This window comes from Pseudomonas syringae group sp. 247E2 (genome assembly GCF_032587795.1).
GTDB lineage: Bacteria > Pseudomonadota > Gammaproteobacteria > Pseudomonadales > Pseudomonadaceae > Aquipseudomonas > Aquipseudomonas amygdali.
Window position 1 is genome coordinate 481171 of sequence record NZ_JAWHPK010000001.1, and the last position, 24623, is coordinate 505793.

Annotated in this window: 21 protein-coding genes; 15 read left to right on the forward strand and 6 right to left on the reverse strand. The window is 58.6% G+C overall.

What is annotated here, in order from left to right; translation table 11 throughout:
* Nucleotides 1-4 precede the first annotated feature (4 nt).
* The 9 genes from murD to lpxC all read left to right on the forward strand — a co-directional run bounded on the left by murD (nt 5) and on the right by lpxC (nt 10487).
* On the forward strand, nt 5-1351 hold the full coding sequence (gene murD / locus RYC18_RS02290) for a UDP-N-acetylmuramoyl-L-alanine--D-glutamate ligase (protein ID WP_117140067.1): 1347 nt from the start codon (nt 5-7) through the stop codon (nt 1349-1351).
* A complete protein-coding gene (ftsW, locus tag RYC18_RS02295; protein ID WP_002555047.1) occupies nt 1348-2562 on the forward strand; it encodes a putative lipid II flippase FtsW in 1215 nt (404 codons plus the stop codon). Before murD ends, ftsW begins: the two co-directional genes overlap by 4 nt.
* Entirely contained in the window at nt 2552-3622 is a 1071-nt protein-coding gene (gene murG, locus RYC18_RS02300; RefSeq protein ID WP_316882638.1) for an undecaprenyldiphospho-muramoylpentapeptide beta-N-acetylglucosaminyltransferase, read from the forward strand. Before ftsW ends, murG begins: the two co-directional genes overlap by 11 nt.
* Nucleotides 3615-5075 (forward strand): UDP-N-acetylmuramate--L-alanine ligase, encoded by a 1461-nt coding sequence (gene murC, locus RYC18_RS02305; RefSeq protein WP_005745009.1) that lies wholly within the window; start codon nt 3615-3617, stop codon nt 5073-5075. Before murG ends, murC begins: the two co-directional genes overlap by 8 nt.
* On the forward strand, nt 5072-6031 hold the full coding sequence (locus RYC18_RS02310) for a D-alanine--D-alanine ligase (RefSeq protein ID WP_004666181.1): 960 nt from the start codon (nt 5072-5074) through the stop codon (nt 6029-6031). The genes murC and RYC18_RS02310 overlap by 4 nt, the downstream gene beginning before the upstream one ends.
* Nucleotides 6032-6034: 3 nt before the next feature.
* Nucleotides 6035-6904: a cell division protein FtsQ/DivIB gene (locus RYC18_RS02315; protein WP_004666180.1), complete on the forward strand. Its 870-nt coding sequence runs from the start codon at nt 6035-6037 to the stop codon at nt 6902-6904.
* A gap of 14 nt (nt 6905-6918) precedes the next feature.
* Entirely contained in the window at nt 6919-8175 is a 1257-nt protein-coding gene (gene ftsA, locus RYC18_RS02320; RefSeq protein ID WP_002555042.1) for a cell division protein FtsA, read from the forward strand.
* A gap of 100 nt (nt 8176-8275) precedes the next feature.
* A complete protein-coding gene (gene ftsZ / locus RYC18_RS02325) occupies nt 8276-9463 on the forward strand; it encodes a cell division protein FtsZ (RefSeq protein WP_002555041.1) in 1188 nt (395 codons plus the stop codon).
* A gap of 112 nt (nt 9464-9575) precedes the next feature.
* Nucleotides 9576-10487 (forward strand): UDP-3-O-acyl-N-acetylglucosamine deacetylase, encoded by a 912-nt coding sequence (gene lpxC / locus RYC18_RS02330; RefSeq protein WP_002555040.1) that lies wholly within the window; start codon nt 9576-9578, stop codon nt 10485-10487.
* Nucleotides 10488-10604: 117 nt separating this feature from the next.
* On the opposite strand, the gene RYC18_RS02335 is transcribed toward lpxC, so the two are convergent.
* Nucleotides 10605-11060, reverse strand: coding sequence for a DUF721 domain-containing protein (locus RYC18_RS02335; RefSeq protein ID WP_005745012.1), 456 nt, complete (start codon nt 11058-11060; stop codon nt 10605-10607).
* Between the two features lie 304 nt (nt 11061-11364).
* On the opposite strand from RYC18_RS02335, the gene secA reads away from it, so the two are divergent.
* The 4 genes from secA (at nt 11365) to RYC18_RS02355 (ending at nt 17070) form a co-directional block, all read left to right on the forward strand.
* Complete coding sequence (secA, locus tag RYC18_RS02340; protein ID WP_005733433.1) at nt 11365-14106, forward strand: preprotein translocase subunit SecA; 2742 nt, start codon at nt 11365-11367, stop codon at nt 14104-14106.
* A gap of 109 nt (nt 14107-14215) precedes the next feature.
* The gene (argJ, locus tag RYC18_RS02345) at nt 14216-15433 is read left to right on the forward strand and encodes a bifunctional glutamate N-acetyltransferase/amino-acid acetyltransferase ArgJ (protein WP_004666177.1); all 1218 of its coding nucleotides are present in this window, start codon (nt 14216-14218) and stop codon (nt 15431-15433) included.
* 57 nt (nt 15434-15490) lie between these two features.
* The gene (locus tag RYC18_RS02350; protein ID WP_002555036.1) at nt 15491-16117 is read left to right on the forward strand and encodes a glutathione S-transferase family protein; all 627 of its coding nucleotides are present in this window, start codon (nt 15491-15493) and stop codon (nt 16115-16117) included.
* Between the two features lie 2 nt (nt 16118-16119).
* Nucleotides 16120-17070: a Nudix family hydrolase gene (locus RYC18_RS02355; protein ID WP_057405153.1), complete on the forward strand. Its 951-nt coding sequence runs from the start codon at nt 16120-16122 to the stop codon at nt 17068-17070.
* A 182-nt stretch (nt 17071-17252) separates the two neighbouring features.
* On the opposite strand, the gene RYC18_RS02360 is transcribed toward RYC18_RS02355, so the two are convergent.
* Genes RYC18_RS02360 through RYC18_RS02370 form a run of 3 tightly spaced genes read right to left on the reverse strand, consistent with a single transcriptional unit; the run spans nt 17253 to nt 20848 of the window.
* Nucleotides 17253-17831 (reverse strand): cob(I)yrinic acid a,c-diamide adenosyltransferase, encoded by a 579-nt coding sequence (locus RYC18_RS02360; RefSeq protein ID WP_002555034.1) that lies wholly within the window; start codon nt 17829-17831, stop codon nt 17253-17255.
* A 15-nt stretch (nt 17832-17846) separates the two neighbouring features.
* Nucleotides 17847-19883, reverse strand: coding sequence for a sensor histidine kinase (locus tag RYC18_RS02365; RefSeq protein ID WP_005780979.1), 2037 nt, complete (start codon nt 19881-19883; stop codon nt 17847-17849).
* A gap of 44 nt (nt 19884-19927) precedes the next feature.
* Complete coding sequence (locus tag RYC18_RS02370) at nt 19928-20848, reverse strand: putative 2-dehydropantoate 2-reductase (protein ID WP_005745019.1); 921 nt, start codon at nt 20846-20848, stop codon at nt 19928-19930.
* Nucleotides 20849-21017: 169 nt separating this feature from the next.
* Between RYC18_RS02370 and RYC18_RS02375 the strand changes: the two genes are divergently transcribed.
* Both RYC18_RS02375 and RYC18_RS02380 read left to right on the forward strand, forming a co-directional pair.
* Complete coding sequence (locus RYC18_RS02375; RefSeq protein ID WP_005745020.1) at nt 21018-21497, forward strand: YajQ family cyclic di-GMP-binding protein; 480 nt, start codon at nt 21018-21020, stop codon at nt 21495-21497.
* Nucleotides 21498-21623: 126 nt separating this feature from the next.
* On the forward strand, nt 21624-22454 hold the full coding sequence (locus tag RYC18_RS02380; protein WP_003363993.1) for a mechanosensitive ion channel family protein: 831 nt from the start codon (nt 21624-21626) through the stop codon (nt 22452-22454).
* A 175-nt stretch (nt 22455-22629) separates the two neighbouring features.
* On the opposite strand, the gene RYC18_RS02385 is transcribed toward RYC18_RS02380, so the two are convergent.
* A complete protein-coding gene (locus RYC18_RS02385) occupies nt 22630-22965 on the reverse strand; it encodes a hypothetical protein (RefSeq protein ID WP_005745021.1) in 336 nt (111 codons plus the stop codon).
* Between the two features lie 84 nt (nt 22966-23049).
* Nucleotides 23050-24591, reverse strand: a complete 1542-nt coding sequence (locus RYC18_RS02390) for a DUF2875 family protein (protein ID WP_046832764.1) — start codon at nt 24589-24591, stop codon at nt 23050-23052.
* Nucleotides 24592-24623 lie beyond the last annotated feature (32 nt).

The window sequence follows — 24623 nt, forward strand, 5'->3', positions numbered from 1 at the left end:
ACGAGTGTCCCTGATCGTTTCCGACCGCTTCCGCATTGTTGTGGGGCTTGGCAAAAGTGGCATGTCCCTGGTTCGCTTCCTGGCGAACCGGGGCGTGTCCTTTGCCGTGGCCGACACGCGGGAGAATCCTCCTGAGCTGGCGACCTTGCGTCGTGACTATCCGCAGGTGGAAGTGCGTTGTGGCGAGCTGGACGTGGATTTCCTCTGCCGTGCCGACGAGTTGTACGTCAGCCCCGGTCTGGCGCTTGCCACACCGGCCTTGCAGCAGGCGCACGCGCGCGGCGTCAAGCTGTCCGGTGACATCGAGCTGTTCGCGCGTTACGCGAAGGCGCCGGTCATTGCCATTACCGGTTCGAATGCGAAAAGCACGGTGACAACGCTGGTGGGAGAAATGGCCGTCGCTGCCGGAAAACGCGTTGCGGTTGGGGGCAACCTTGGTACTCCGGCGCTGGACCTGCTCAGCGACGATGTCGAACTGTACGTAATGGAGCTGTCCAGCTTTCAGCTCGAAACCACCGACCAGCTCAACGCTGAAGTGGCAACCGTGCTGAACATCAGCGAAGACCATATGGACCGCTACAGCGGCCTGCCGGCTTATCACCTGGCCAAGCACCGGATTTTCCGTGGCGCGCGGCAAGTGGTGGTCAATCGTCAGGATGCGCTGTCCCGTCCGCTGATCGGTGAAGGCCTGCCTTGCTGGACGTTTGGTCTCAACAAGCCTGATTTCCACGGCTTTGGTCTGCGTGAAGAAAACGGCGAAAAATACCTGGCGTTTCAGTTCGAAAACCTGATGCCGGTACGTGAGCTGAAAGTTCGTGGTGCTCACAATCAGGCCAACGCCCTTGCTGCATTGGCGCTTGGGCATGCGGTCGGCCTGCCGTTCGATGCGATGCTCGCCAGCCTGCGCGAATTCACCGGGCTGGAGCATCGCTGCCAGTGGCTGCGTGAGCATGACGGCGTTCATTACTACAACGACTCCAAGGCCACCAACGTTGGTGCCGCACTGGCTGCCATCGAAGGCCTGGGTTCGGATATCGACGGCAAGCTGGTGCTGATCGCTGGTGGCGATGGCAAAGGCGCTGACTTCAACGCATTGCGTGCGCCAGTCGCTGAGCATTGCCGCGCTGCGGTGTTACTGGGCCGCGACGCCGAGCTGATTGCTCAGGCATTGGGCGACGCCGTTACGCTGGTTCGTGTCGATACCGTGCAGGCCGCTGTCGAGCAAAGTGCCCGACTGGCTCAGCGTGGCGATGCGGTACTGCTTTCGCCTGCATGCGCCAGTTTGGACATGTTCAAGAATTATGAAGAGCGCGGACGTGTGTTCGCGCAGGCAGTGGAGTGCTTGTCATGATCTTCGGTGTGATCAAGCCTTATCCATCGCCACTGATCAGCGGGCGCGGCATTGACCTCGACTTCCCGATGCTGGTCGGCTGCCTGGCGTTGCTGGGCCTTGGGCTGGTAATGATTACTTCCGCCTCGTCGGAAGTTGCTGCAGTTCAGTCGGGCAACACGCTGTACATGATGACCCGCCACCTGGTTTATCTGCTGATAGGCCTAGGTGCCTGCGGCGTGACCATGATGATTCCGGTCGCCACCTGGCAACGCCTGGGCTGGATGATGCTGCTTGGCGCGTTCGGCCTGTTGCTGCTGGTACTGGTGCCGGGAATCGGGCGCGAGGTAAACGGTTCGATGCGCTGGATCGGTTTCGGCGCGTTCAACGTGCAGCCGTCGGAAATCGCCAAGGTGTTTGTGGTGATCTTCCTTGCGGGCTATCTGATTCGTCAGCAGCAGGAAGTTCGCGAAAGCTGGATGGGCTTTTTCAAGCCGTTCATCGTGCTGTTGCCGATGGCAGGTCTGCTGTTGATGGAGCCTGATTTCGGTGCGACCGTGGTAATGATGGGCTCGGCCGCAGCCATGCTGTTTCTCGGTGGTGTCGGTCTGTTCCGCTTCTCGCTGATGGTGGTTCTGGCTGTGGCGTCGGTCGTTGTCCTGGTCCAGGCCCAGCCTTACCGGATGGCGCGTCTGACCAACTTTACCGACCCGTGGGCCGACCAGTTCGGTTCCGGTTATCAATTGACCCAGGCGCTGATCGCCTTCGGTCGTGGCGAATGGTTCGGCGTCGGGCTGGGCAACAGTGTGCAGAAGCAGTTCTATCTGCCGGAAGCGCACACCGACTTCGTGTTCTCGGTGCTTGCAGAAGAGCTGGGCGTCGTCGGTTCGCTGATCACCGTCGCACTGTTTCTGTTTGTCAGTATTCGCGGCATGTACATAGGCATGTGGGCCGAACGTGCCAAGCAGTTCTTCGGTGCCTATGTGGCCTACGGTCTGTCGTTCCTGTGGATCGGCCAGTTCCTGATCAATATCGGTGTGAACGTCGGTCTGCTGCCAACCAAGGGACTGACTCTGCCGTTCCTCAGCTACGGCGGCAGCTCGTTGGTGATCTGCTGCGCGAGTCTTGGCCTGCTGCTGCGCATCGAGTGGGAATCGCGCAACAACATGGGCAGTGAAGAAGCCGAGTTCAAGGAAAGCGACTTCGCCGAGGAGACGCCCCATGGACGCTAATGTGCTGATCATGGCTGGCGGCACCGGCGGGCATGTATTCCCGGCGCTGGCTTGTGCACGCGAGTTTCAGGCTCGTGGCTATAAGGTCCACTGGCTGGGCACGCCACGCGGAATCGAAAACGAACTGGTCCCGCAGGCCGGGCTGACGCTGCACCTTATCAATGTCACCGGGCTGCGTGGCAAAGGCCGGCTGTCGCTGCTCAAGGCGCCTTTCATGTTGCTCAAGGCCCTGATGCAGGCGCGCAAGGTTGTGCGTCAGGTGAAACCGGTCTGCGTGGTTGGCTTTGGTGGCTATGTCACCGGCCCTGGCGGTCTGGCGGCGAAGCTGGCAGGCGTACCTTTGATCATTCACGAGCAGAACGCCGTTGCCGGTACAGCCAATCGCAGCCTGGCGTCGTTCGCCAGCCGCGTGTGCGAGGCGTTCCCGAACACCTTTGTGGCCTCGTCCAAACGCCGCACCACCGGCAATCCGGTGCGTGTCGAGCTGTTTCTGGAAACACCGCGTCAGGCGCTGGCCGGACGCAAGGCGCGTCTGCTGGTACTGGGCGGCAGCCTGGGCGCGGAGCCATTGAACAAATTGCTGCCCGAGGCGCTGGCCCGGTTGCCTCAGGATATCCAGCCCGAAGTGTTTCATCAGTCGGGCAAGAATCACGACGCAGTCACCGCCGAGCGTTATCGCAACGTGGGCGTCGAGGCGCAGGTTGCGCCGTTCATCCAGAACATGGCCCAAGCCTATAGCTGGGCCGATCTGGTGGTCTGCCGCGCAGGCGCATTGACCATCAGCGAACTGGCCGCCGCCGGTCTGCCGTCGTTGCTGATACCGCTGCCCCACGCGATTGATGACCATCAGTCACGTAACGCTGACTATCTGGCTCGCGAAGGCGCAGCCTTCGTCATGCCGCAAGCGACAACTGGCGCCGCCGAGATGGCAGCACGCCTGAAAGAGGTTTTGATGCAACCCGAACAATTGAACAGCATGGCCCGCACTGCACGTAGCCTGGCCAAGCCTGATGCAACCAACACCGTCGTCAACGTCTGCGTGGAGGTGGCCCATGGTTGAGAATCAACGCGCCATGCCACAACCTGAAATGCGCCGTATCCGTCGCATCCACTTCGTCGGTATCGGCGGCGTCGGTATGTGCGGGATTGCCGAAGTATTGTTGAACCTGGGCTACGAAGTCTCGGGCTCCGACCTCAAGGGCTCGGCCGTGACCGAGCGTCTGGAATCGTTCGGCGCGCAGATTTTTGTCGGCCATCGTGCCGAGAACACTGTGGGTGCCGACGTACTGGTGGTGTCCAGCGCTGTGAATACTTCCAACCCGGAAGTCGCTACCGCGCTGGAACGCCGTATTCCAGTCGTGCCTCGTGCCGAGATGCTCGCCGAACTGATGCGCTATCGCCACGGCATCGCTGTCGCCGGTACGCATGGCAAGACCACCACCACCAGCCTGATCGCTTCGGTGTTCGCTGCTGGTGGCCTGGACCCTACCTTTGTGATTGGCGGCCGTTTGAACGCCGCGGGCACCAACGCCCAGCTGGGCACCAGCCGTTACCTGATCGCCGAAGCCGATGAAAGCGACGCCAGCTTCCTGCACCTTCAGCCTCTTGTGGCGGTGGTCACCAATATCGACGCCGATCACATGGCGACCTACGAAGGCGACTTCAACAAACTGAAGAAGACCTTTGTCGAGTTCCTGCATAACCTGCCGTTCTATGGCCTGGCGGTCATGTGCATCGACGATCCGGTGGTGCGTGAAATTCTCCCGCAGGTCAAGCGCCCGACGTTGACCTACGGCTTCAGCGAGTCTGCCGACATACGTGCGATCAACGTGCGTCAGGACGGCATGCTGACATTCTTTACCGTACTGCGCCGCGACCGCGAGCCGCTGGATGTGTCGGTGAACATGCCCGGCAATCACAACGTACTCAACTCGCTGGCGACCATCGCTATCGCTACCGACGAAGGTGTCAGCGATGAGGCGATCGTGCAGGGCCTTTCGGGGTTCCAGGGCGTCGGTCGTCGCTTCCAGGTGTACGGCGAGCTGCCGGTCGAAGGCGGTAATGTGATGCTGGTCGATGACTACGGTCACCATCCGCGTGAAGTGGCTGCTGTGATCAGCGCCGTACGTGGCGGCTGGCCGGATCGTCGTCTGGTGATGGTCTACCAGCCGCACCGCTTCAGCCGCACCCGTGACCTGTACGACGATTTCGTACAGGTTCTGGCCGACGCCAATGTGTTGCTGCTGATGGAAGTCTACCCGGCGGGTGAAGAGCCTATTCCCGGCGCCGACAGCCGCAATCTGTGCCACAGCATTCGTCAGCGCGGTCAGCTGGACCCGATCTACATCGAGCGCGGCGTCGAGCTGGCACCGCTGGTCAAGCCGCTGCTGCGCGCTGGCGACATTCTGCTGTGCCAGGGCGCTGGCGATATCGGCGGTCTTGCTCCACAACTACTGAAAAGCCCGCTGTTCGCTGGCGCAAAAGCGGCGCCTACCGAAGGGAAGCTGAAATGACAGCCGTCACCCTGTCTTCCCTGCGCTCGACACTCGAGCCGAAAAGCTTCGGTCGTGTCGCCGTGCTCTTTGGTGGCAAGAGTGCCGAGCGTGCAGTCTCCCTGAACTCGGGTAATGCCGTGCTCAAGGCACTGCTCGATGCTGGCGTGGATGCGTTCGGCATTGATGTGGGCGATGACTTCCTGCAGCGACTGGTCAGTGAAAAGATCGACCGTGCCTTCATTGTTCTGCACGGGCGAGGCGGCGAAGACGGCACCATGCAAGGCCTGTTGGAATGCCTGGAAATCCCTTATACCGGTAGTGGTGTACTGGCTTCCGCGCTGGCGATGGACAAGTTGCGCACCAAGCAGGTCTGGCAGAGTCTCGGCCTTGCAACGCCCTTGCATGCTGTTCTTGGAAACGAGAGCGATTGTATTTGCGCAGCGACGGAACTGGGCTTCCCTTTGATCGTCAAACCGGCCCATGAAGGTTCAAGTATCGGTATGGCAAAGGTGAACAGCGTCGATGAATTGATCGCCGCCTGGAAAGCCGCCAGTACCTACGATTCGCAAGTATTAGTCGAACAGTGGATTCAGGGACCTGAGTTCACTGTGGCGTCTCTGCGTGGCCAGGTGTTGCCTCCCATTGGCCTGGGCACTCCTCACAGTTTTTATGATTACGATGCCAAGTACCTGGCGTCCGATACTCAGTACCGGATCCCTTGCGGGCTTGGCGATGCGCAGGAACAGGAACTCAAACAACTTGCAGCTCGCGCTTGCGACGCCATCGGTATTGCAGGGTGGGCGCGCACGGATGTCATGCAGGACGCACAAGGCAAGTTCTGGTTACTGGAAGTGAATACCGTGCCCGGCATGACCGATCACAGTCTGGTGCCAATGGCTGCGCGTGCTGCAGGTCTGGATTTTCAACAACTGGTGTTGGCGATTCTGGCCGACAGTGTTCAGGCGAGAGGGTAAGGCATGTACGGCGCGTCGGCACGTCCTCAGCCACCTGCACCCGGCCGCAACAAGCCGGTGCCGCGTGGCGCCAGCCGAATGGTGGCCAAGGAGCCTCTGTCGGCGCGCCTGCCCAAGGCTAACTTCAGTGTTCTGAAGCGTCTGCTCTGGCCTGTGTTGCTGGTGGTTCTGGGCTTCGGCACTTATGAGGCAGCGCAACGTCTGCTGCCGTACGCCGACCGCCCGATTACCCGCATCAATGTGCAGGGCGATTTGAGTTACATCAGCCAGCAGGCTGTGCAACAGCGGATTGCGCCTTATGTGGCGTCGAGCTTTTTCAAGATCGATCTGACCGGCATGCGCACCGAGCTTGAGCAGATGCCCTGGATCGCCCACGCCGAAGTTCGTCGTGTATGGCCGGATCAGGTTGTGATTCGTCTTGAAGAGCAGTTGCCGGTTGCCCGTTGGGGTGATGAAGCGCTGTTGAATAACCAGGGGCAGGCTTTCACGCCGCGTGAACTGTCCAATTACGAACATCTTCCCCAGTTGTTCGGCCCGCAGCGGGCCCAGCAGCAGGTGATGCAGCAGTACCAGGTGTTGAGTCAGATGTTGCGCCCGCTGGGCTTCTCCATCGTGCGCCTGGAGCTGCGCGAGCGCGGCAGCTGGTTCCTGACGACAGGCGCCGGTAGTGCTGGCCCGGGAATCGAATTGTTGCTTGGACGCGACCACCTCGTCGAAAAAATGCGCCGTTTCATCGCGATTTACGACAAAACGCTGAAAGAACAAATCACGAATATCGCGCGCGTCGACTTGCGTTACTCCAACGGCCTTGCGGTCGGTTGGCGCGAACAGGCAGCGGCAACGACGGATAAACCCGCCGTCGCGAAGAATTGATAAGAGGCAGGACCATGGCAAACGTGCAAAGCGGCAAAATGATCGTCGGGCTGGATATCGGTACCTCCAAGGTGGTGGCACTGGTAGGCGAAGTCGCGGCCGATGGCTCGCTGGAAATCGTGGGTATCGGTACCCATCCCTCCCGCGGCCTGAAGAAGGGCGTGGTAGTGAATATCGAGTCGACTGTGCAGTCGATCCAGCGTGCAATCGAAGAAGCGCAGCTGATGGCGGGTTGCCGTATTCACTCGGCATTTGTTGGCGTTGCAGGCAGCCACATTCGCAGCCTGAATTCGCACGGCATCGTGGCGATTCGTGATCGCGAAGTCAGTTCTGCGGACCTGGAGCGTGTGCTCGATGCTGCTCAGGCGGTGGCCATTCCTGCCGACCAGCGCGTGCTGCACACCCTTCCTCAGGATTACGTGATCGATAACCAGGAAGGCGTGCGTGAGCCTTTGGGCATGTCCGGTGTACGTCTGGAAGCCAAAGTTCACGTCGTGACCTGCGCAGTGAATGCCGCGCAGAACATCGAGAAGTGCGTGCGTCGCTGCGGTCTGGAAGTCGATGACATCATTCTGGAACAACTGGCGTCGGCGTATTCCGTACTAACCGATGACGAAAAAGAGCTGGGCGTGTGCCTGGTGGATATCGGTGGCGGTACGACCGACATCGCGATCTTCACCGAAGGCGCCATTCGTCACACGGCGGTTATCCCGATTGCGGGCGATCAGGTCACCAACGACATCGCCATGGCGTTGCGTACCCCGACCCAGTACGCCGAAGAAATCAAGATTCGCTACGCATGCGCCCTGGCCAAACTGGCCGGTGCCGGTGAAACCATCAAAGTACCGAGTGTGGGCGACCGTCCACCTCGCGAGCTGTCGCGTCAGGCCCTGGCCGAAGTGGTAGAGCCTCGTTATGACGAGCTGTTCACCCTGATCCAGGCCGAGCTGCGCCGCAGCGGTTACGAAGACCTGATCCCGGCTGGCATCGTGCTGACCGGGGGCACAGCGAAAATGGAAGGTGCGGTCGAACTGGCCGAGGAAATCTTCCACATGCCGGTGCGCCTTGGCGTGCCGCACAGCGTCAAAGGGCTCGCTGATGTCGTGCGCAACCCTATCTACTCGACCGGCGTAGGCCTGTTGATGTACGGGCTGCAAAAACAGTCGGACGGCATTTCACTGTCCGGGATGGTCGGCAACAGCAGTTACAGCGACGAAACCAAGGCACCGGTGCTTGAGCGTATCAAGCGTTGGGTGCAGGGCAATTTCTAAGTTTCAACGTTTAAAAGTTTCACAGCTTCAGATTCAGGGCTTCAAAAGCAATATCGGCAGGCAGTAGGCAAAACTAACTAGAAAGCGGAAGGAGAGAGAAATGTTCGAACTCGTAGACAACGTCCCGCAAAGCCCGGTTATCAAAGTTATCGGTGTAGGCGGTGGTGGCGGAAACGCTGTCAATCACATGGTCAAGAGCAACATCGAAGGCGTGGAATTCATCTGCGCCAACACAGATGCTCAAGCGCTGAAAAACATTGGCGCGCGGACCATTCTGCAACTGGGCACCGGCGTGACCAAAGGCCTTGGCGCTGGCGCCAACCCTGAAGTCGGTCGTCAGGCCGCACTGGAAGATCGTGAGCGCATTGCAGAAGTTCTGCAGGGCACCAACATGGTTTTCATCACCACTGGCATGGGCGGCGGTACCGGTACCGGTGCAGCACCGATCATTGCTGAAGTGGCCAAGGAAATGGGCATTCTGACGGTCGCAGTCGTGACCCGTCCGTTCCCGTTCGAAGGTCGCAAGCGTATGCAGATCGCCGATGAAGGCATCCGCATGCTGTCCGAAAGCGTCGACTCGTTGATCACCATCCCCAACGAGAAGCTGCTGACCATCCTGGGCAAGGACGCCAGCCTGCTGTCGGCTTTCGCCAAGGCTGACGATGTACTGGCCGGTGCCGTTCGCGGTATCTCCGACATCATCAAGCGTCCGGGCATGATCAACGTCGACTTCGCCGACGTCCGTACCGTGATGAGCGAAATGGGCATGGCGATGATGGGTACTGGCTGCGCCAGCGGTCCTAACCGTGCGCGTGAAGCCACCGAAGCGGCCATTCGCAACCCGTTGCTCGAAGACGTCAACCTGCAGGGCGCTCGCGGCATCCTGGTCAACATCACTGCCGGTCCTGACCTGTCGCTGGGTGAGTACTCGGACGTGGGTAGCATCATCGAAGCGTTCGCTTCCGAGCACGCGATGGTCAAGGTCGGTACGGTTATCGATCCGGACATGCGTGACGAGTTGCACGTGACTGTGGTTGCCACCGGCCTGGGCGCGAAAATCGAGAAGCCGGTCAAGGTCATCGACAACACGCTGCAGACCACCCAGCAGGCTCCTGCCCAGCAGGCGTCGCGCCAGGAAGCACCTTCGGTCAACTACCGCGATCTGGACCGTCCTACCGTGATGCGCAATCAGGCACACGCAGGCGCTACGGCAGCGGCGAAGATGAACCCTAACGATGATCTGGATTACCTGGATATCCCGGCTTTCCTGCGTCGTCAGGCCGATTGATGAAATGTATCAGGGGTATTAGGGTGATTGGTGTTCAGCAAAGGCATGGTCTGCTATCATCGCCAGCCTTTGTTGATACCAGTTCGCAACTTGCGCTGAAGCGGCCCATGCCATGATTAAACAACGCACCCTGAAAAATATTATCCGTGCCACAGGTGTAGGCCTGCACTCCGGGGAGAAGGTTTACCTGACCCTCAAGCCCGCACCTGTGAATACCGGCATTGTGTTTTGCCGAGCTGACCTTGACCCCGTCGTGCAGATCCCTGCGCGTGCGGAAAACGTCGGCGACACCACTCTGTCGACCACTCTGGTCAATGGTGATGTCAAAGTTGACACGGTAGAACACCTGCTCTCGGCCATGGCTGGCCTTGGCATCGATAACGCCTACGTCGAGCTCTCTGCCTCCGAAGTTCCTATCATGGACGGCAGCGCAGGCCCTTTCGTATTCCTGATTCAATCGGCTGGCCTGGAAGAACAGGACGCGCCGAAGAAATTCATCCGCATCCTGCGTGAAGTCACAGTGGAGGAGGGCGGTAAACGCGCTACTTTCGTGCCTTTCGAAGGGTTCAAGGTCAGTTTCGAGATCGATTTCGATCACCCCGTCTTCCGTGATCGCACCCAGAGTGCAAGCGTGGACTTTTCCAGCACTTCCTTCGTGAAGGAAGTCAGCCGTGCCCGGACCTTCGGGTTCATGAGTGACATCGAGTACCTGCGCAAGCACAACCTCGCACTCGGCGGCAGTGTGGAAAACGCCATCGTGGTCGACAAGGACGGCGTACTGAACGAAGACGGCCTGCGTTACGAGGACGAATTCGTCAAACACAAAATCCTCGACGCCATCGGTGACCTTTACCTGCTAGGCAATAGCCTGATCGGTGAGTTCCGTGGCTTCAAATCGGGGCATGCACTGAACAATCGTCTCCTGCGCACGTTGATCGAGCAGAAAGACGCTTGGGAAGTGGTGACTTTCGAGGATGCCAGTACGGCACCTATTTCCTACATGCGCCCTGTCGCGGCCGTGTAGGCAAGCTTTACTCTCTTTCCTTTTGTTCTTTAAAGGCTGCCCTCGGGTGGCCTTTTTTTATCCGCTTCATTGGGCAAAGCCAGTTGCGCAGAGGATCGGGCGAAAATCACTCAGACGTTATTTCTTGTCCTTGGCATGGCTGGCCAGCCGCTCAAGCGCTGCCCGCAGCTTGGGATCAGTGATGCCCTCGGCGGTGGCCTGAATGTTCTCGGCGGCAATCGAAGACAGGTCGATGGTGTGCGTGGCCGCTCCGCGCGGGGCTTCAGGTGGCTGCACCCTGAAGACAATGCGCATCAGGTTGATGAATTCGTCGAAGGCCATCAGTTGCCGGTGCAGGCGCTTCTGCTGATAGCGCAGGCGCGTGGCCCAGTGACCATCCGTCACGATCAGCAACAAGGTGCCTTCGCGCCACGAGGCCACACGACAATGCTCGCGCGCGGCTGGTTGCAGCTGACTTTCGAGCAGGCGCTGCAAATGGCTAAGGCGTTCGGCGTGACGAAAGATAGCCTTCAGAGGCTTGGCTTCACGCAGCAGAACCGCGGGCGGGCGGGCGTTCAGAGGACGAAAGGCCATGGTGGAGTGCCTGGTAACAAGATGAACATCTTAACAGAAAGCGTTCTAACGGCTGCTTTTCAGGGCATTTCCGTGCTTTCATATGCAAATCAATGAGTAACTTCCCCGGATTATGGGTTGAAGTGCTTGAAATTGGCCCCATTGTAAACCTGCCCCATAACAGCGCTGTGCCAGCATCGTGGAATAACGCCACTTTCCTCACCATCGTTTCCGGGTAGAATGCTCGTTCGCATGCGGCCATCTGGGCTGCACGGGCGACTCACGGGGCCGCCCTCCATTCCTATGTGTGGAAGATCCTGTCGATATGTTTGCGCCTTTGTTGAAAAAACTTTTTGGAAGCAAGAACGAGCGTGAAGTAAAACGCATGCTCAAGACGGTACAGATCGTCAATGCCTTCGAAGAGCAAATGGTGGCCCTTTCGGACGAGCAATTGCGCGCCAAGACCGAAGAGTTCAAGGCCCGCATAGCCAAAGGCGAGACCCTCGATCAATTACTGCCGGAAGCCTTTGCTGTCGCTCGTGAAGCGGGCAAGCGCGTCATGGGCATGCGCCACTTCGACGTTCAGTTGATCGGCGGTATGACCCTGCACGAAGGTCAGATCGCGGAAATGCGTACCGGTGAAGGTAAAACCCTGGTCGGTACGTTGGCTGTGTACCTCAATGCGCTTTCCGGCAAGGGCGTTCACGTAGTCACCGTGAACGACTATCTCGCTCGCCGAGATGCCAACTGGATGCGTCCGTTGTACGAATTCCTCGGTCTGACCGTAGGCATCGTCACACCATTCCAGCCGCCGGAAGAAAAACGCGCTGCTTATGCTGCCGACATCACCTACGGCACCAATAACGAATACGGCTTCGATTACCTGCGCGACAACATGGCGTTCAGCATGGACGACAAGTTCCAGCGCGAACTCAATTTCGCCGTAATCGACGAAGTCGACTCGATTCTGATCGACGAAGCGCGTACGCCGCTGATCATCTCCGGTCAGGCCGAAGACAGCTCCAAGCTGTACACCGAAATCAACCGCCTGATCCCCAAGCTCGAGCAGCATATCGAGGAAGTGGAAGGCGAAGTCACCAAACCTGGCCACTTCACCGTTGACGAGAAAACCCGTCAGGTTGAGCTGAACGAAGCCGGTCACCAGTTCATCGAGGAAATGCTCACCGAAGTCGGCTTGCTGGCTGAAGGCGAGAGCCTGTACTCGGCTCACAACCTGGGCCTGCTGACTCACGTTTATGCCGGTCTGCGTGCGCACAAACTGTTCAACCGCAACGTCGAGTACATCGTTGCAGACGGCCAGGTTCTGCTGGTCGACGAGCATACCGGCCGCACCATGCCGGGCCGTCGCTTGTCCGAGGGCCTGCATCAGGCCATCGAAGCCAAGGAAAACCTGAACATTCAGGCCGAAAGCCAGACCCTGGCATCGACCACGTTCCAGAACTACTTCCGTCTGTACAACAAACTGTCCGGCATGACCGGTACGGCTGACACCGAAGCGTTCGAATTCCACCAGATCTACAACCTGGCCGTCATGGTCATCCCGCCGAACAAGCCGTTGGCGCGTAAAGACTTCAACGACCTCGTCTATCTGACGGCGGAAGAGAAGTACGCAGCCATCGTTACCGACATCAAGGCCTGCATTGCAGAGAACCGTCCGGTGCTGGTAGGTACGGCGACCATCGAAACCTCCGAACACATGTCCAACCTGCTCAAGCAGGAAGGCATTGATCACAAGGTTCTGAACGCCAAGTTCCACGAAAAAGAAGCAGAAATCATCGCGCAGGCCGGTCGTCCGGGTGCTTTGACCATTGCTACCAACATGGCGGGTCGCGGTACAGACATCCTGTTGGGCGGTAACTGGGAAGTAGAGGTCGCCAATCTGGAAGATCCGACCCCTGAGCAGATCGCACAGATCAAGGCTGACTGGCAGAAACGCCATCAGCAGGTGATCGAAGCGGGTGGCTTGCACGTTATTGCCTCCGAGCGCCACGAATCGCGCCGTATCGACAACCAGCTGCGTGGCCGTGCCGGCCGCCAGGGTGACACCGGTTCCAGCCGTTTCTACCTGTCGCTCGAAGACAGCCTGATGCGTATCTTCGCCTCGGACCGCGTGAAGAATTTCATGAAGGCGCTGGGCATGCAGTCCGGTGAGGCTATCGAGCACCGCATGGTGACCAACGCCATCGAAAAAGCGCAGCGCAAAGTGGAAGGTCGCAACTTCGACATCCGCAAGCAATTGCTCGAGTTCGATGACGTGGCCAACGAGCAGCGCAAAGTGATCTATCACATGCGTAACACGCTGCTGGCTGCCGAGAACATTGGTGAGACCATCGCTGACTTCCGTGAGGAAGTGCTCAACAATCTCATCAGTCAGCATATTCCGCCGCAATCCCTGCCGGAGCAGTGGAACGTTGCCGGTCTGGAAGCCGCGCTGAACACCGACTTTGCCGTCAAACTGCCCGTCCAGCAGTGGCTGGACGAAGACGACAACCTGCACGAAGACAGCCTGCGCGAAAAAATCATGGCGCAGTTGTTGGTGGCGTACAACGAGAAGGAAGACCAGGCCAGCGCCGAAGCCCTGCGTTCCTTCGAGAAGCAGATCCTCCTGCGCGTGCTGGACGACCTGTGGAAAGATCACCTGTCGACCATGGACCACCTGCGTCACGGTATCCACCTGCGCGGCTACGCTCAGAAGAACCCGAAGCAGGAATACAAGCGCGAGTCCTTCACGCTGTTCCAGGAGCTGCTGGATTCGATCAAGCGCGACACCATCCGTGTACTTTCGCATGTTCAGGTTCGTCGCGAAGATCCAGAGGAAGAAGAGGCGCGCCTGCGTCAGGAAGCCGAAGAACTGGCCAGTCGTATGCAGTTCGAACACGCTCCTGCGCCGGGCATCGACCAGCCGCTGCCGGATGAAGAGGGGGGCGAAGCGCCTGTAGCCGTCGCATCCGAGCCGGTCCGCAACGACCAGAAACTGGGTCGCAACGAGCTGTGCTGGTGTGGTTCGGGCAAGAAATTCAAACACTGTCACGGCCAGATCAACTAAGCCTTTGACTGTGTAATACCTGCGCCGCGACCGGCTTGCCCGTCGCGGCGTTTTTTCATTGATCGCCGTACCGATGCGGACGGCGCCATACTCCTTGAGGAGCACCCCGATGGCTGTTGGTCTTGGTCCTTTGCCTGCGTTGCACCCGGTTCCCGGTTTTGAACTTGGCATTTCTTCTGCCGGCATCAAACGCCCGGGGCGCAAGGATGTTGTGGTCATGCGCTGTGCCGAAGGCTCCAGCGTTGCCGGTGTATTCACCTTGAATGCGTTCTGCGCCGCGCCGGTCATTCTGGCCAAACAGCGTGTTCAGGGGACGGTGCGTTATTTGCTGACCAACACCGGCAATGCCAACGCGGGCACGGGCGAACCAGGTCTGGTTGCTGCGCGACGTACTTGCGAAAAGCTGGCGCAACTGACCGGCGTCGATGCATCAGCAGTGCTGCCTTACTCAACGGGCGTGATCGGCGAGCCGTTGCCTGTGGAAAAGATCGAAGGCGCGCTGCAAGCCGCGCTTGATGATCTGTCTGTGGATAACTGGGCCGCTGCGGCGACCGGCATCATGACCACCGACACCCTGCCCAAAGGCGCGAGCCGTCAGTTCACCCACGATGGCGTGACCATCACCGTGACCGGCATCAGCAAAGGCGCAGGCATGATTCGCCCGAACATGGCGACCATGCTTGGCTACATCGCCACCGACGCCAAAGTGTCGCAGAGCGTACTGCAGGACCTGATTCGCGACGGTGCCAACAAGTCCTTTAATCGCATCACTATCGATGGCGATACCTCTACCAACGACTGCTGCATGCTGATTGCCACCGGTCAGGCTGATTTGCCCGAGATCACCGAGGCCAAGGGCCCGCTGTTCGACGCGTTGAAGAAAGCCGTGTTCGACGTGTGCATGGATGTCGCTCAGGCCATCGTGCGTGATGGCGAAGGTGCGACCAAGTTCGTGACGGTAGAAGTCAACGGTGGCGGCAATCATCAGGAGTGCCTGGACGTCGGTTATGCCGTGGCCCACTCGCCGCTGATCAAGACCGCGCTGTTCGCCTCCGATCCGAACTGGGGGCGTATTCTGGCGGCTGTCGGCCGCGCTGGCGTGCCGGACCTGGACGTGAGCAAGATCGACGTATTCCTGGGCGGCGTATGCATTGCCAGCCAGGGCTGCCGCGCCACGACCTACACCGAAGAGCAGGGCTCGGCGGTAATGGCCGAAGAAGAAATCACCATTCGTATCGAGCTGGGTCGCGGTGATTGCAGCGAAACCATCTGGACCACCGACCTTTCTCACGAATACGTGAAGATCAACGCGGAATATCGCACCTGATTCAATGCCCGGCGCGCGGGCATCCTGCTCTCGCGCCGGGCTCAATGGAGCTGAACCATGAGCCTGCATCTGATTATCGGCGACAAACGCTATTCCTCCTGGTCGCTGCGTCCCTGGCTGGTGCTGGAAATGACCGGTGCTGCGTTCACCGATCAAGTCATCCGCCTGAACCTGCCGGACACCCGCGAGAATATTCTCAAGTATTCGCCGACCGGCAAGGTGCCTGCGCTTCAGTGTGAGCACGGCACGATCATCGATTCGCTGGCGATCTGTGAATATCTGGTCGAGCGCTTCCCGGACGTCGAGCTGTGGCCGCGTGATATCGCTGCCCGTGCCCAGGCCCGTTCGGCGTGTGCGCAGATGCACAGCGGTTTCGTCAATCTGCGCTCGAACATGCCAATGGACCTGCGTCAGGATAAGGCGCTGGAAGTGATCACCGTCGATACCCAGAACGATATCGACCGTATAGTCGAGCTGTGGGCCGAATGTCGCGCTGCTGCTGCCGAAAGTGGTCCTTTTCTGTTTGGCAAGCCGAGCATTGCTGATGCGTTCTTCGCACCGGTGGCTATTCGTCTGCGCGGCTATCACGTCCAGTTGCCGGCAGAGGCACTGGCGTATATCGAAACCATCTACCAGTGGCCCGCCTTCAAGCGCTGGCAGCAGGCAGGCCTGCAGGAGTCCTGATCGTGAAACGAGTTCATGTGGCTGCCGCAGTCATTCGTGGCGCTGACGGCAGTATATTGATTGCCCGACGTGCCGACACTCAGCATCAAGGTGGCCTCTGGGAGTTTCCCGGTGGCAAGGTCGAAGAGGGTGAGACCGTTCAGGCCGCACTCGCACGTGAACTGCAGGAAGAGCTGGGCATCCTGGTGACGGCGGCACGTCCGCTGATCAAGGTTTGTCACGACTATCCGGACAAGCAGGTGCTGCTGGACGTCTGGGAAGTCTCGGCATTTACCGGCGAGCCGCATGGTGCAGAAGGGCAGCCACTGGTCTGGGCGGCTCCGCGAGAGCTGCCTGACTACGACTTTCCGGCCGCCAACCAGCCGATTGTCGCTGCGGCACGTTTGCCCGGCGAGTATCTGATCACGCCTGACGGGCTGGACAATATCGAGCTGTTGCGCGGTATGCAGAAAGCCATCGCAGGCGGTATCAAGCTGGTCCAGTTGCGGGCCCCGGGTGGCTATGACCCGAAGTATCGCGATCTGGCCGTGGATGCGGCCGGGCTGTGTGCGGGCAAGGCGCAGCTTATGCTCAAAGGGCCTCTGGAGTGGCTGGGCGACTTTCCGTCCGCCGGTTGGCACCTGACGGCGGAGCAACTGCGCAAGTACGCCAGTCGTGGACGTCCGTTCCCTGAGAACCGCTGGCTGGCGGCGTCGTGCCATAACGCCGAAGAGCTGGCCCTGGCAGAGCAGATGGGCGTGGATTTCGTCACCCTGTCACCGGTTCAGCCCACCCTGACTCATCCCGATGCACAGCCGCTGGGCTGGCAGCAGGCGGCGCAACTGATTGCAGGCTTTAACAAACCGGTTTTTCTGCTGGGCGGCGTTGGCCCTTCCGAGCGTCAGCAGGCCTGGGAAAGCGGCGCACAGGGCGTGGCCGGGATCCGCGCGTTCTGGCCTGACGAAATCGTCTGAGTCGCACAGCTGACCCAGAGCACTCATCGTTATACACGTCCGCTTTTGACTATGGCCGAAGGCCGTGGGAGCGGACTTGTCCGCGAAGCGTCGCCCGGTCCGCTCCCCACAAATGCCCCTACGCTTCAACGTGAAAACGCTCCGCGTCACAAATCTGCGCCGCGCAGCCATTCGGATGCTCATCAAACCGGCTTGGGCGCGGGCTGCCAGAGTATTTCCGCAATGCCCTGTCTTCTGGCGATCAATCGAGCAGCGACGAACAGCAAATCCGACAACCTGTTGATGTACGCCAGCCCGGCGCCTTCCAGTGGCTCGACCGCATTCAGATGCTGGCAACGGCGTTCGGCACTGCGCGCCAGGCTGCGGCAGATGTGCGCTTGAGCGATAAGCGATGAGCCGCCTGGCAAGATGAAATTTTCCAACGGCCCCAGCTCTTCATTCCACACATCGATTGCCGCTTCCAGCCGCTCGACCTCAGCGTCTTTCAGCGCTTTGTAAGTTGGCATCGCCAGTTCACCGCCCAGATCGAACAGCCGATGCTGGCAAGGCGCGAGCACCTCGATCACTTCGTTGAGAGCCGGCACGCTTTTGGCCTCATCAATCAGTCCGGCCAGCAACAGGCCGAGCTGGCTGTTGAGCGTATCGACCTCACCAATGGCCTCGACGCGCGGATGATCCTTGGACACCCGTCGACCGTCGCCCAGACCGGTCTCTCCGGCATCACCGGTGCGTGTGTAAATCTTCGACAAACGAAAGCCCATTGCTGCGATTCCTGATCAAGACTTGGAAATAACCTGCTGCTGAACGCTTACCTGGTTGGCCACCAACGGTAGACGCAGCGTAAAGCAGGTGCCTGTGCCGAGAGAGGAATGCACCTCCATCTGGCCTTTATGATTATTGGTAACAATGAAATACGACACCGACAGACCCAGCCCGGTGCCCTGGCCGATTTCCTTGGTGGTAAAGAACGGTTCGAAAGTACGTTTTCGGACGTTTTCGGACATGCCGATGCCGTTGTCCTCCACCTGAATTTCGGCCCAGGGCGGGTTGAGACGGGTACGCAGGATGATGCGTCCAGGCTCCTCGCTCTCCGGGCGCTGGTGAATGGCCTGGGCGGCGTTCTTCAGCAGGTTCAGCAGCACCTGCTCCAGTTCGTTGGCGATGCACGGTACCGGACCCAGTTCCGGGTCGAACTGACGGATGATGTGCTGGCCCTTGAAGTCGAAACCGACTGTCAGGTCAAAATCGTTGCTGGCAATTTCCACTGCCTGATCGATCAATGCCGGTAAGTCGCAGGCTGACAGCTGACGACTGCTCAAGCGGCTGAAATTGAGCATGTGGCTGACAATCTTTGCTGCCCTGGCACCCGCTTGCTGGATGCCATCGAGCAGTTTTGGTACTTCGCGGCTTTCCAGATAATGATTGACCTGCGCCAGATCGATACCGTCGGCTTCGGCCTGCTCAATGTTCTTCGGCAGTTCCGGGGACAGACGCCGCCTGATGTTCTGCACATTGTGCAGAATGGCGCCCAACGGGTTGTTGATCTCGTGGGCCATGCCCGCTGCCAGACCGCCGACAGACAACATCTTCTCCGACTGCACCATCATTTCTTCCAGCGATATACGCTGGGTGATGTCATCGATACGGATCACCACGCCACGCCCGGCATCGCCGGTCAGCGGGTAGAACGTCAGCGCATAGTGGCGCGACTCGTCGTTTTTGATCCAGGTCACGCGCTCGATCTTGGTCACGCTGTGGCGCTCGACGGTGTGCTTGATTTGCGGCAGAAACGAGCGCATCGGCTCGAAGGCCAGAAAGATCGGCTGGTTCAACGCTTCGTCCAGCGTGGTTCCGGACAGCGCTGTCGCCTCCTGATTCCACTGGGTGACGTACAGCTGCTCGTCCAGCGCGATCATCGCCGAGGGCATCGAATCAATGATGCTGTTGAGGTAGTTCTGAAAGCCGGTGAGCTTCTTCTCGATCTTGCTGCGCACCTGGACTTCCAGTTCCAGTTTGCGGTTGGTGTGGCGGGTTTCCTCGGCCAGCCCCTGTGCTTGATCGTAAGCTTCCTGGGAGTCATCTCGAGCGCGCTTGAGTTGTTGCTCACGCGCTTCGATACGCGACAGCATGGTATTGAATGCCTCGGCCAGACTGCCGATTTCATCCTCGTTGCCAGGCTCTGCGCGCAGTGCGTAGTTTTCTTCGCGGGTGACCTGCCGCGACAGTTCTTCCAACTGATAAATGGGCTCTGTGATCAAGCGCCGGATCTGCCGGGCCACCACCAGCCACAGCAATACGCTGAACACCAGAATGCCCAGACTCGCGGTCAGTGTGCCGGTGTAGAACGCGGGAGGCAGCTCGCTGCTGGCAACCAGTAACATGTGCCCGGGCGGTTCGTCGCCTTTCGGTACGGTAATGACCTGCGTGCTGCGAAATTCAGTAAGCCGCCAGCTTTCGAGGTCCTTGTAGTGTCTGGGCAGTTGCAGGCCCTCGCCCTGTTGCATCTGCTCAAGTCGCTCTCCGTCGTTGTCGTATATGGCCGCTGCACGTAGCGGGCCGTAGCTTTTGAGTTCCTTGAGCAAGGCACGCGCATCGGCAGGCGAGTTCAAGGCGCGCTCGTTGAGATTGGCGCTGCTGATCAGACGGCCAATGGTCTGCAGGGCCTGCGGGGCCATCGCTTCCTGAGAGATGTAATAAGCCGCGCTGATGAAGGTCAGGTTCGCAACCAGCAGCACGGTGGTCATCAGGACCAGCAGGGCGGCCAGCAGTTTCTGACCTACCGGCAGGTTTTCCAGGCGTTGGCGCAAAGGCATTGGGAAGGTCGCAGTGACATGTGATGCGAGCAGGGTAGCGCGCGCTAGTCAGTACGCAAACCCTTGTGTGCCAGATGGGCTGTCAGACGTGTCTGCAATTGCTGCAGGTGTGCTGCCGGACAGCGATGACGCACGGCTGCCGCACACGCGTAACCCAGCAGGTAGCTGATTTCGGTGCGTCGCCCGTGAAGCACATCCTGATACATGGATGAGTAATTGGCTGCCGTTGCATGAATGACCCGCAGCACTTCAGCATGCAAGTCATGCGCTGCCGCTGGCTGGCCGCAGCGGCCCAGCAAATCGCTCAGCTCGGCGCACAGTGTTGCGACCTCGCAGGCGTGCTCGAGCAGGCCACCATTACGGCAGTCGTGCAGGACCGTCAGCGGGTTGATCGCGCAGTTCAGGGCCAGCTTGCGCCACAGCCGCGTCAGGATGTCCGGTGTCCATTCGTGGGGAATGCCACTGGCGTGCAAGTCCTGCAGAAGTGCGGGTGCCGTCGGGTTCGATACATCGCCAAGCCAGTTGAAACCGTGGCCAGCTAACCTGACACGCCAGTCCGACTCCAGAAACGCGCCTTCAGTGCTGGAGGCGAACACGCAGCGGATGTGGGGGATTCTTGCAGCCACAGCGTCCTGACTGCCCAGGCCGTTTTGTAGCAGGATGACGTCGGCATGTGCCGCCAGACGCGGTGCCAACTGCGCAACAGCCTGCTCAGCGTCGTAGGCCTTGCAGGCGACCAGCAGCCGCTCGATGGGTTGGTGATGTTCGGCGGTCTGTGCTTCGACCGAGTACGTGTGGGCGATATCGTTTTCGACCAGTGTCACGCAACCGCCACTGGTGTTATAAGCCGCCAGCCGTTCAGCATTGCGAAGAATCAGCCGCACCGGCAGACCTGCGCGCGCCAGTCGCGCCGCCCACAGAGTGCCCAGACTTCCCGCGCCGAGAACATGCCATGTCACCGCCATCAGTGAGGCACGTTAAGGCGTTGAAGCGGTCTGCTGAAGGTGAAAACAAGGATGTGCATGAAAGGCTCACAGTGAATGCAGGAAAAGTCTCGTTATAATGAGCGTTCTTTCAAACCGTCAAGTCACGCGTGCCCGAATCGTGCGCACGCCGTTTATCTGGAGAACATACATGCCCTCGTTCGACGTAGTGTCCGAATTGGATAAACACGAAGTCACGAATGCCGTCGACAATGCCATCAAAGAGCTGGACCGTCGCTATGACCTCAAAGGCAAAGGCACGTTCGAGTTCAAGGAACTGACTGTCACGCTGACCGCAGAAGCAGACTTTCAGCTGGAGGCCATGATCGAAATCCTCAAGCTGGCGCTGGTCAAACGCAAGATCGATGCAAAATGCCTCGAGATCAAGGATGCCTACGCTTCGGGCAAACTGATGAAGCAGGAAGTCACCCTGCGCGAAGGCATCGACAAGGAACTGGCGAAAAAAATCGTCGCCCATATCAAAGAGGGCAAACTCAAGGTCCAGGCCGCCATTCAGGGCGAGCAGGTGCGGGTTACCGGCAAGAAACGCGACGACCTGCAAGAAGCGATCGCAGCGCTGCGTGCCTATGATTCGGGCATGCCGCTGCAATTCAACAACTTCCGCGACTAATATTTTATTTGCACTGAAAGCCGGGGAACCCTGCGTCCCCCGGCCAGTCCGAATCGCCTTGAGCATTGAAATGACGGCAGGCCGCCGTGGTTTCGATGGCAGTTCATGGCGGGTAAGGAGATAACGATGGATTTAAACGCAGAAGTCGGTCATCTGTGGCAAGCGTCGCAGGCCTGGATTCCGATGATCATGGAGTACGGCAGCCGCTTGCTGCTGGCAGTCGTAACGCTGTGTGTGGGCTGGTGGCTGATCAACCGGCTGACCGGAAAACTGGGCGCGTTGCTGGCCTTGCGACACGCCGACCTGGCCTTGCAGGGCTTCGTCAGCAACCTGGCGAACATCATTCTGAAAATCCTGCTGGTGGTCAGCGTCGCGTCGATGATCGGCGTCGAAACTACCTCGTTCGTGGCCGCTATCGGTGCTGCCGGCCTGGCGATTGGTCTGGCATTACAAGGCAGCCTGGCGAACTTTGCGGGTGGTGTGCTGATTCTGTTGTTCCGTCCGTTCCGTATCGGTGACTGGATCGAAGCCCAGGGTGTGTCGGGAACTGTCGACAACATCCAGATCTTCCACACCGTGCTGCGCACCGGCGACAACCGTACGGTGATCATTCCCAACGGCAACCTGTCCAACGGCATCATCACCAACACCAACCGTCAGCCAACCCGCAAGATCACCTTCGATATCGGCGTCAGCCACGATGCGGATTTGAGGAAAGCATTGCAGGTCCTGCTGGACATGGCAGACGACCCACGCGTACTAAAGGACCCGGCCCCACAGGCCGTGGTGGCAGCGCTGGGGGAGAACGCAATTACCTTGTCCCTGCGTGTCTGGACCAGCAGTGGCGACATGGGCGACGTGACGTCGATGTTCAACATCGAAGCACGCGACCGCTTGAAGGACGCAGGCATCGAGATTCCATTGCCGCAACGGATTGTGCGGGTGGTTCAGGAATAGTGGTTTGTGCGGTATGAAAAAGCCTTGGCTTGTGAGAGTCGGGGCTTTTTTGTATGCGTTCGTTAAAGGTTAGTCTTTTGTGGCGAGTGTCGCGTTTATAGCCGACTCATCATCGGCTTCTTGAATATTGCGTCTACACAGATCAGTCATTTTTTTTGGGTGTGACTTTTGGGACTCATTGTAGCTTTATGATCAAAAAGCATATAAAGGCTGAAAATGCAGTCAGGCCTGCTGCCAACGCATGTATGAAAAAAACTGTTCGGATTTTTCTGGAGCATCTCCACGGTTTCTTCAAATATGCGTATATAAGCAACAGGCCAGTTGCGACAAACTCTATGCACAGGAGTGAAAATATCGTTCCGACGACAGTCAGCGCTCCCATGCCTAAATTGCTGGCTGTTTGAAGCACGTATATACAAAGGGCTATACCGCTAATGGGCAGCCAGATTCCCAAGCCAATGAGCGTGAGGAAAAAATAGTGGCCGATATGATTTTTAGCTTCGGTAGTCATTGTTCTGTCCCTGTTTTCCTATCCAGTTGGCGTGTAGGTTTTTTCTTCGATAGTAAAATGTCACACCTCCCGCACGGCTCGTACTTACGGTGAGCCGTAGGTAAACGGGTCTGCGCCGCGGTTCTGAGTGTTCTTCACTTTGCGGGCTTCATCGGGCGGGCGGACCATTTGTACGGTCAGGCTGCCATCGGTGCCTGCGTAGACCACCGCACTGACGCCGCCGTCCTTGTAACTGGCGATGGTCGCCAGATTGATCTCGACCAGGGCACCACTGACCCCGGTATTGCCCAGACGACGACCGATGTCGTAGCCCTCTTCGACATTGCCCAGCTCAAGACCGTGGCCGTCCTTGTTCAGGTCGTGGAAGGCGTTGTTCAGAGCGATTTCCGCTTCCGGGTTGTTGGTGCTGTCGTAGAACACCCGTACAGGTTTCTGACCGTCGGGCAAGGTATCCAGCGCGTGCACCCAGGCGGCTTGCAAGGCTTTGGCTTGCAAAGCAGGTTTCAAGCGCTTGCCGTTTTCATCCTGCATGGGCGCCTTGATCGGGCGGTGCAAATAGCCGAGTACCGGCGCAGCGTCGAACTCCTTGACCTGATGCTGACCCCAGCGGATGGGCAGCCACGGGGAGGGCTCGAAGTTGCCAGGGCCTCGGTTGCTAATGGTTTTCCAGAGGGTGGGGAGTTGGGATTGCCAGTAGGCGGTGGACATGGTTCCGGGGGCGTAGGGGGTTTCAACGCCTTTCGCTTTCTCGGCAGTTTCGTACCAGTCCATAAATGCTTTGTCCCGATCCCAGTAGAAAGCCCAAAGCTTGCCTAGATCGGTATCTTTGCTCTGGTTGTCCTCGGGCTCGTTTGTCGCATAGGGACGAATATATCGATCTACCCTGTCAGAGCGGGTGACCAGCAGGCCTGTCATGCTTTCAAATACCGTTGGTACTACTTGAGTATTTTTCTGCAGGCCAAGAGTGCCACGTTTGCGATATATGTTCCGCGTGACGTCCCCGTCCTCGCTTGCGATCAGTGCTTGCGGAACTTTAGGATTAGCCTCAAAAAACTGAAACAGGCGCTCGATCGTGTTTTGTGCGTAGTTGGTGCTCTCATCGTTTTGCCAGAGAAGCTGGGTGACACCTAAGGTCGCTGCATTCCGGCCAGAGTTGATCAGGTTCGCTGCACGGTAGGGCTTTTCGTAAGGGTTCGGAGGGCCTAAAGCAAAGGCTGGAATTGGCCAATAGGCTACTGACTCTCCTGCGGAATGCTGAAAAGCCACCCGAGTATTAATATCCGCTGTAGTTTCTCGCGAGCTCAATGATGGGTTATAGGCTTTAGAGTCCGACGGAAATATCGATGAGAAATTGTTGCTTTTTTTAGCAATTTCTCGCCAGACAGACGATTGATGCCAGTCATTGACTGCAAGGCCTACGCCTCGTATTTCTAGTGAGTATGTTCGTGCTTGCGCAACCTGTTGTTCTGTATTTTTAGCAATAATCTCGGATTTATAAGCCGCCAGTTCGCGCTTTTCATTAGCAATAGCTTTGCCCCACCAATGCCCGCTGTAGCTGAGCAGAACCGCACCTAGAATTCCTGCAATACTCCAGCGCATTACCGAATGTATGTCACGCAATTCCATATCGTTTTCCTGTGCTTCCCTTGCATGGTCTG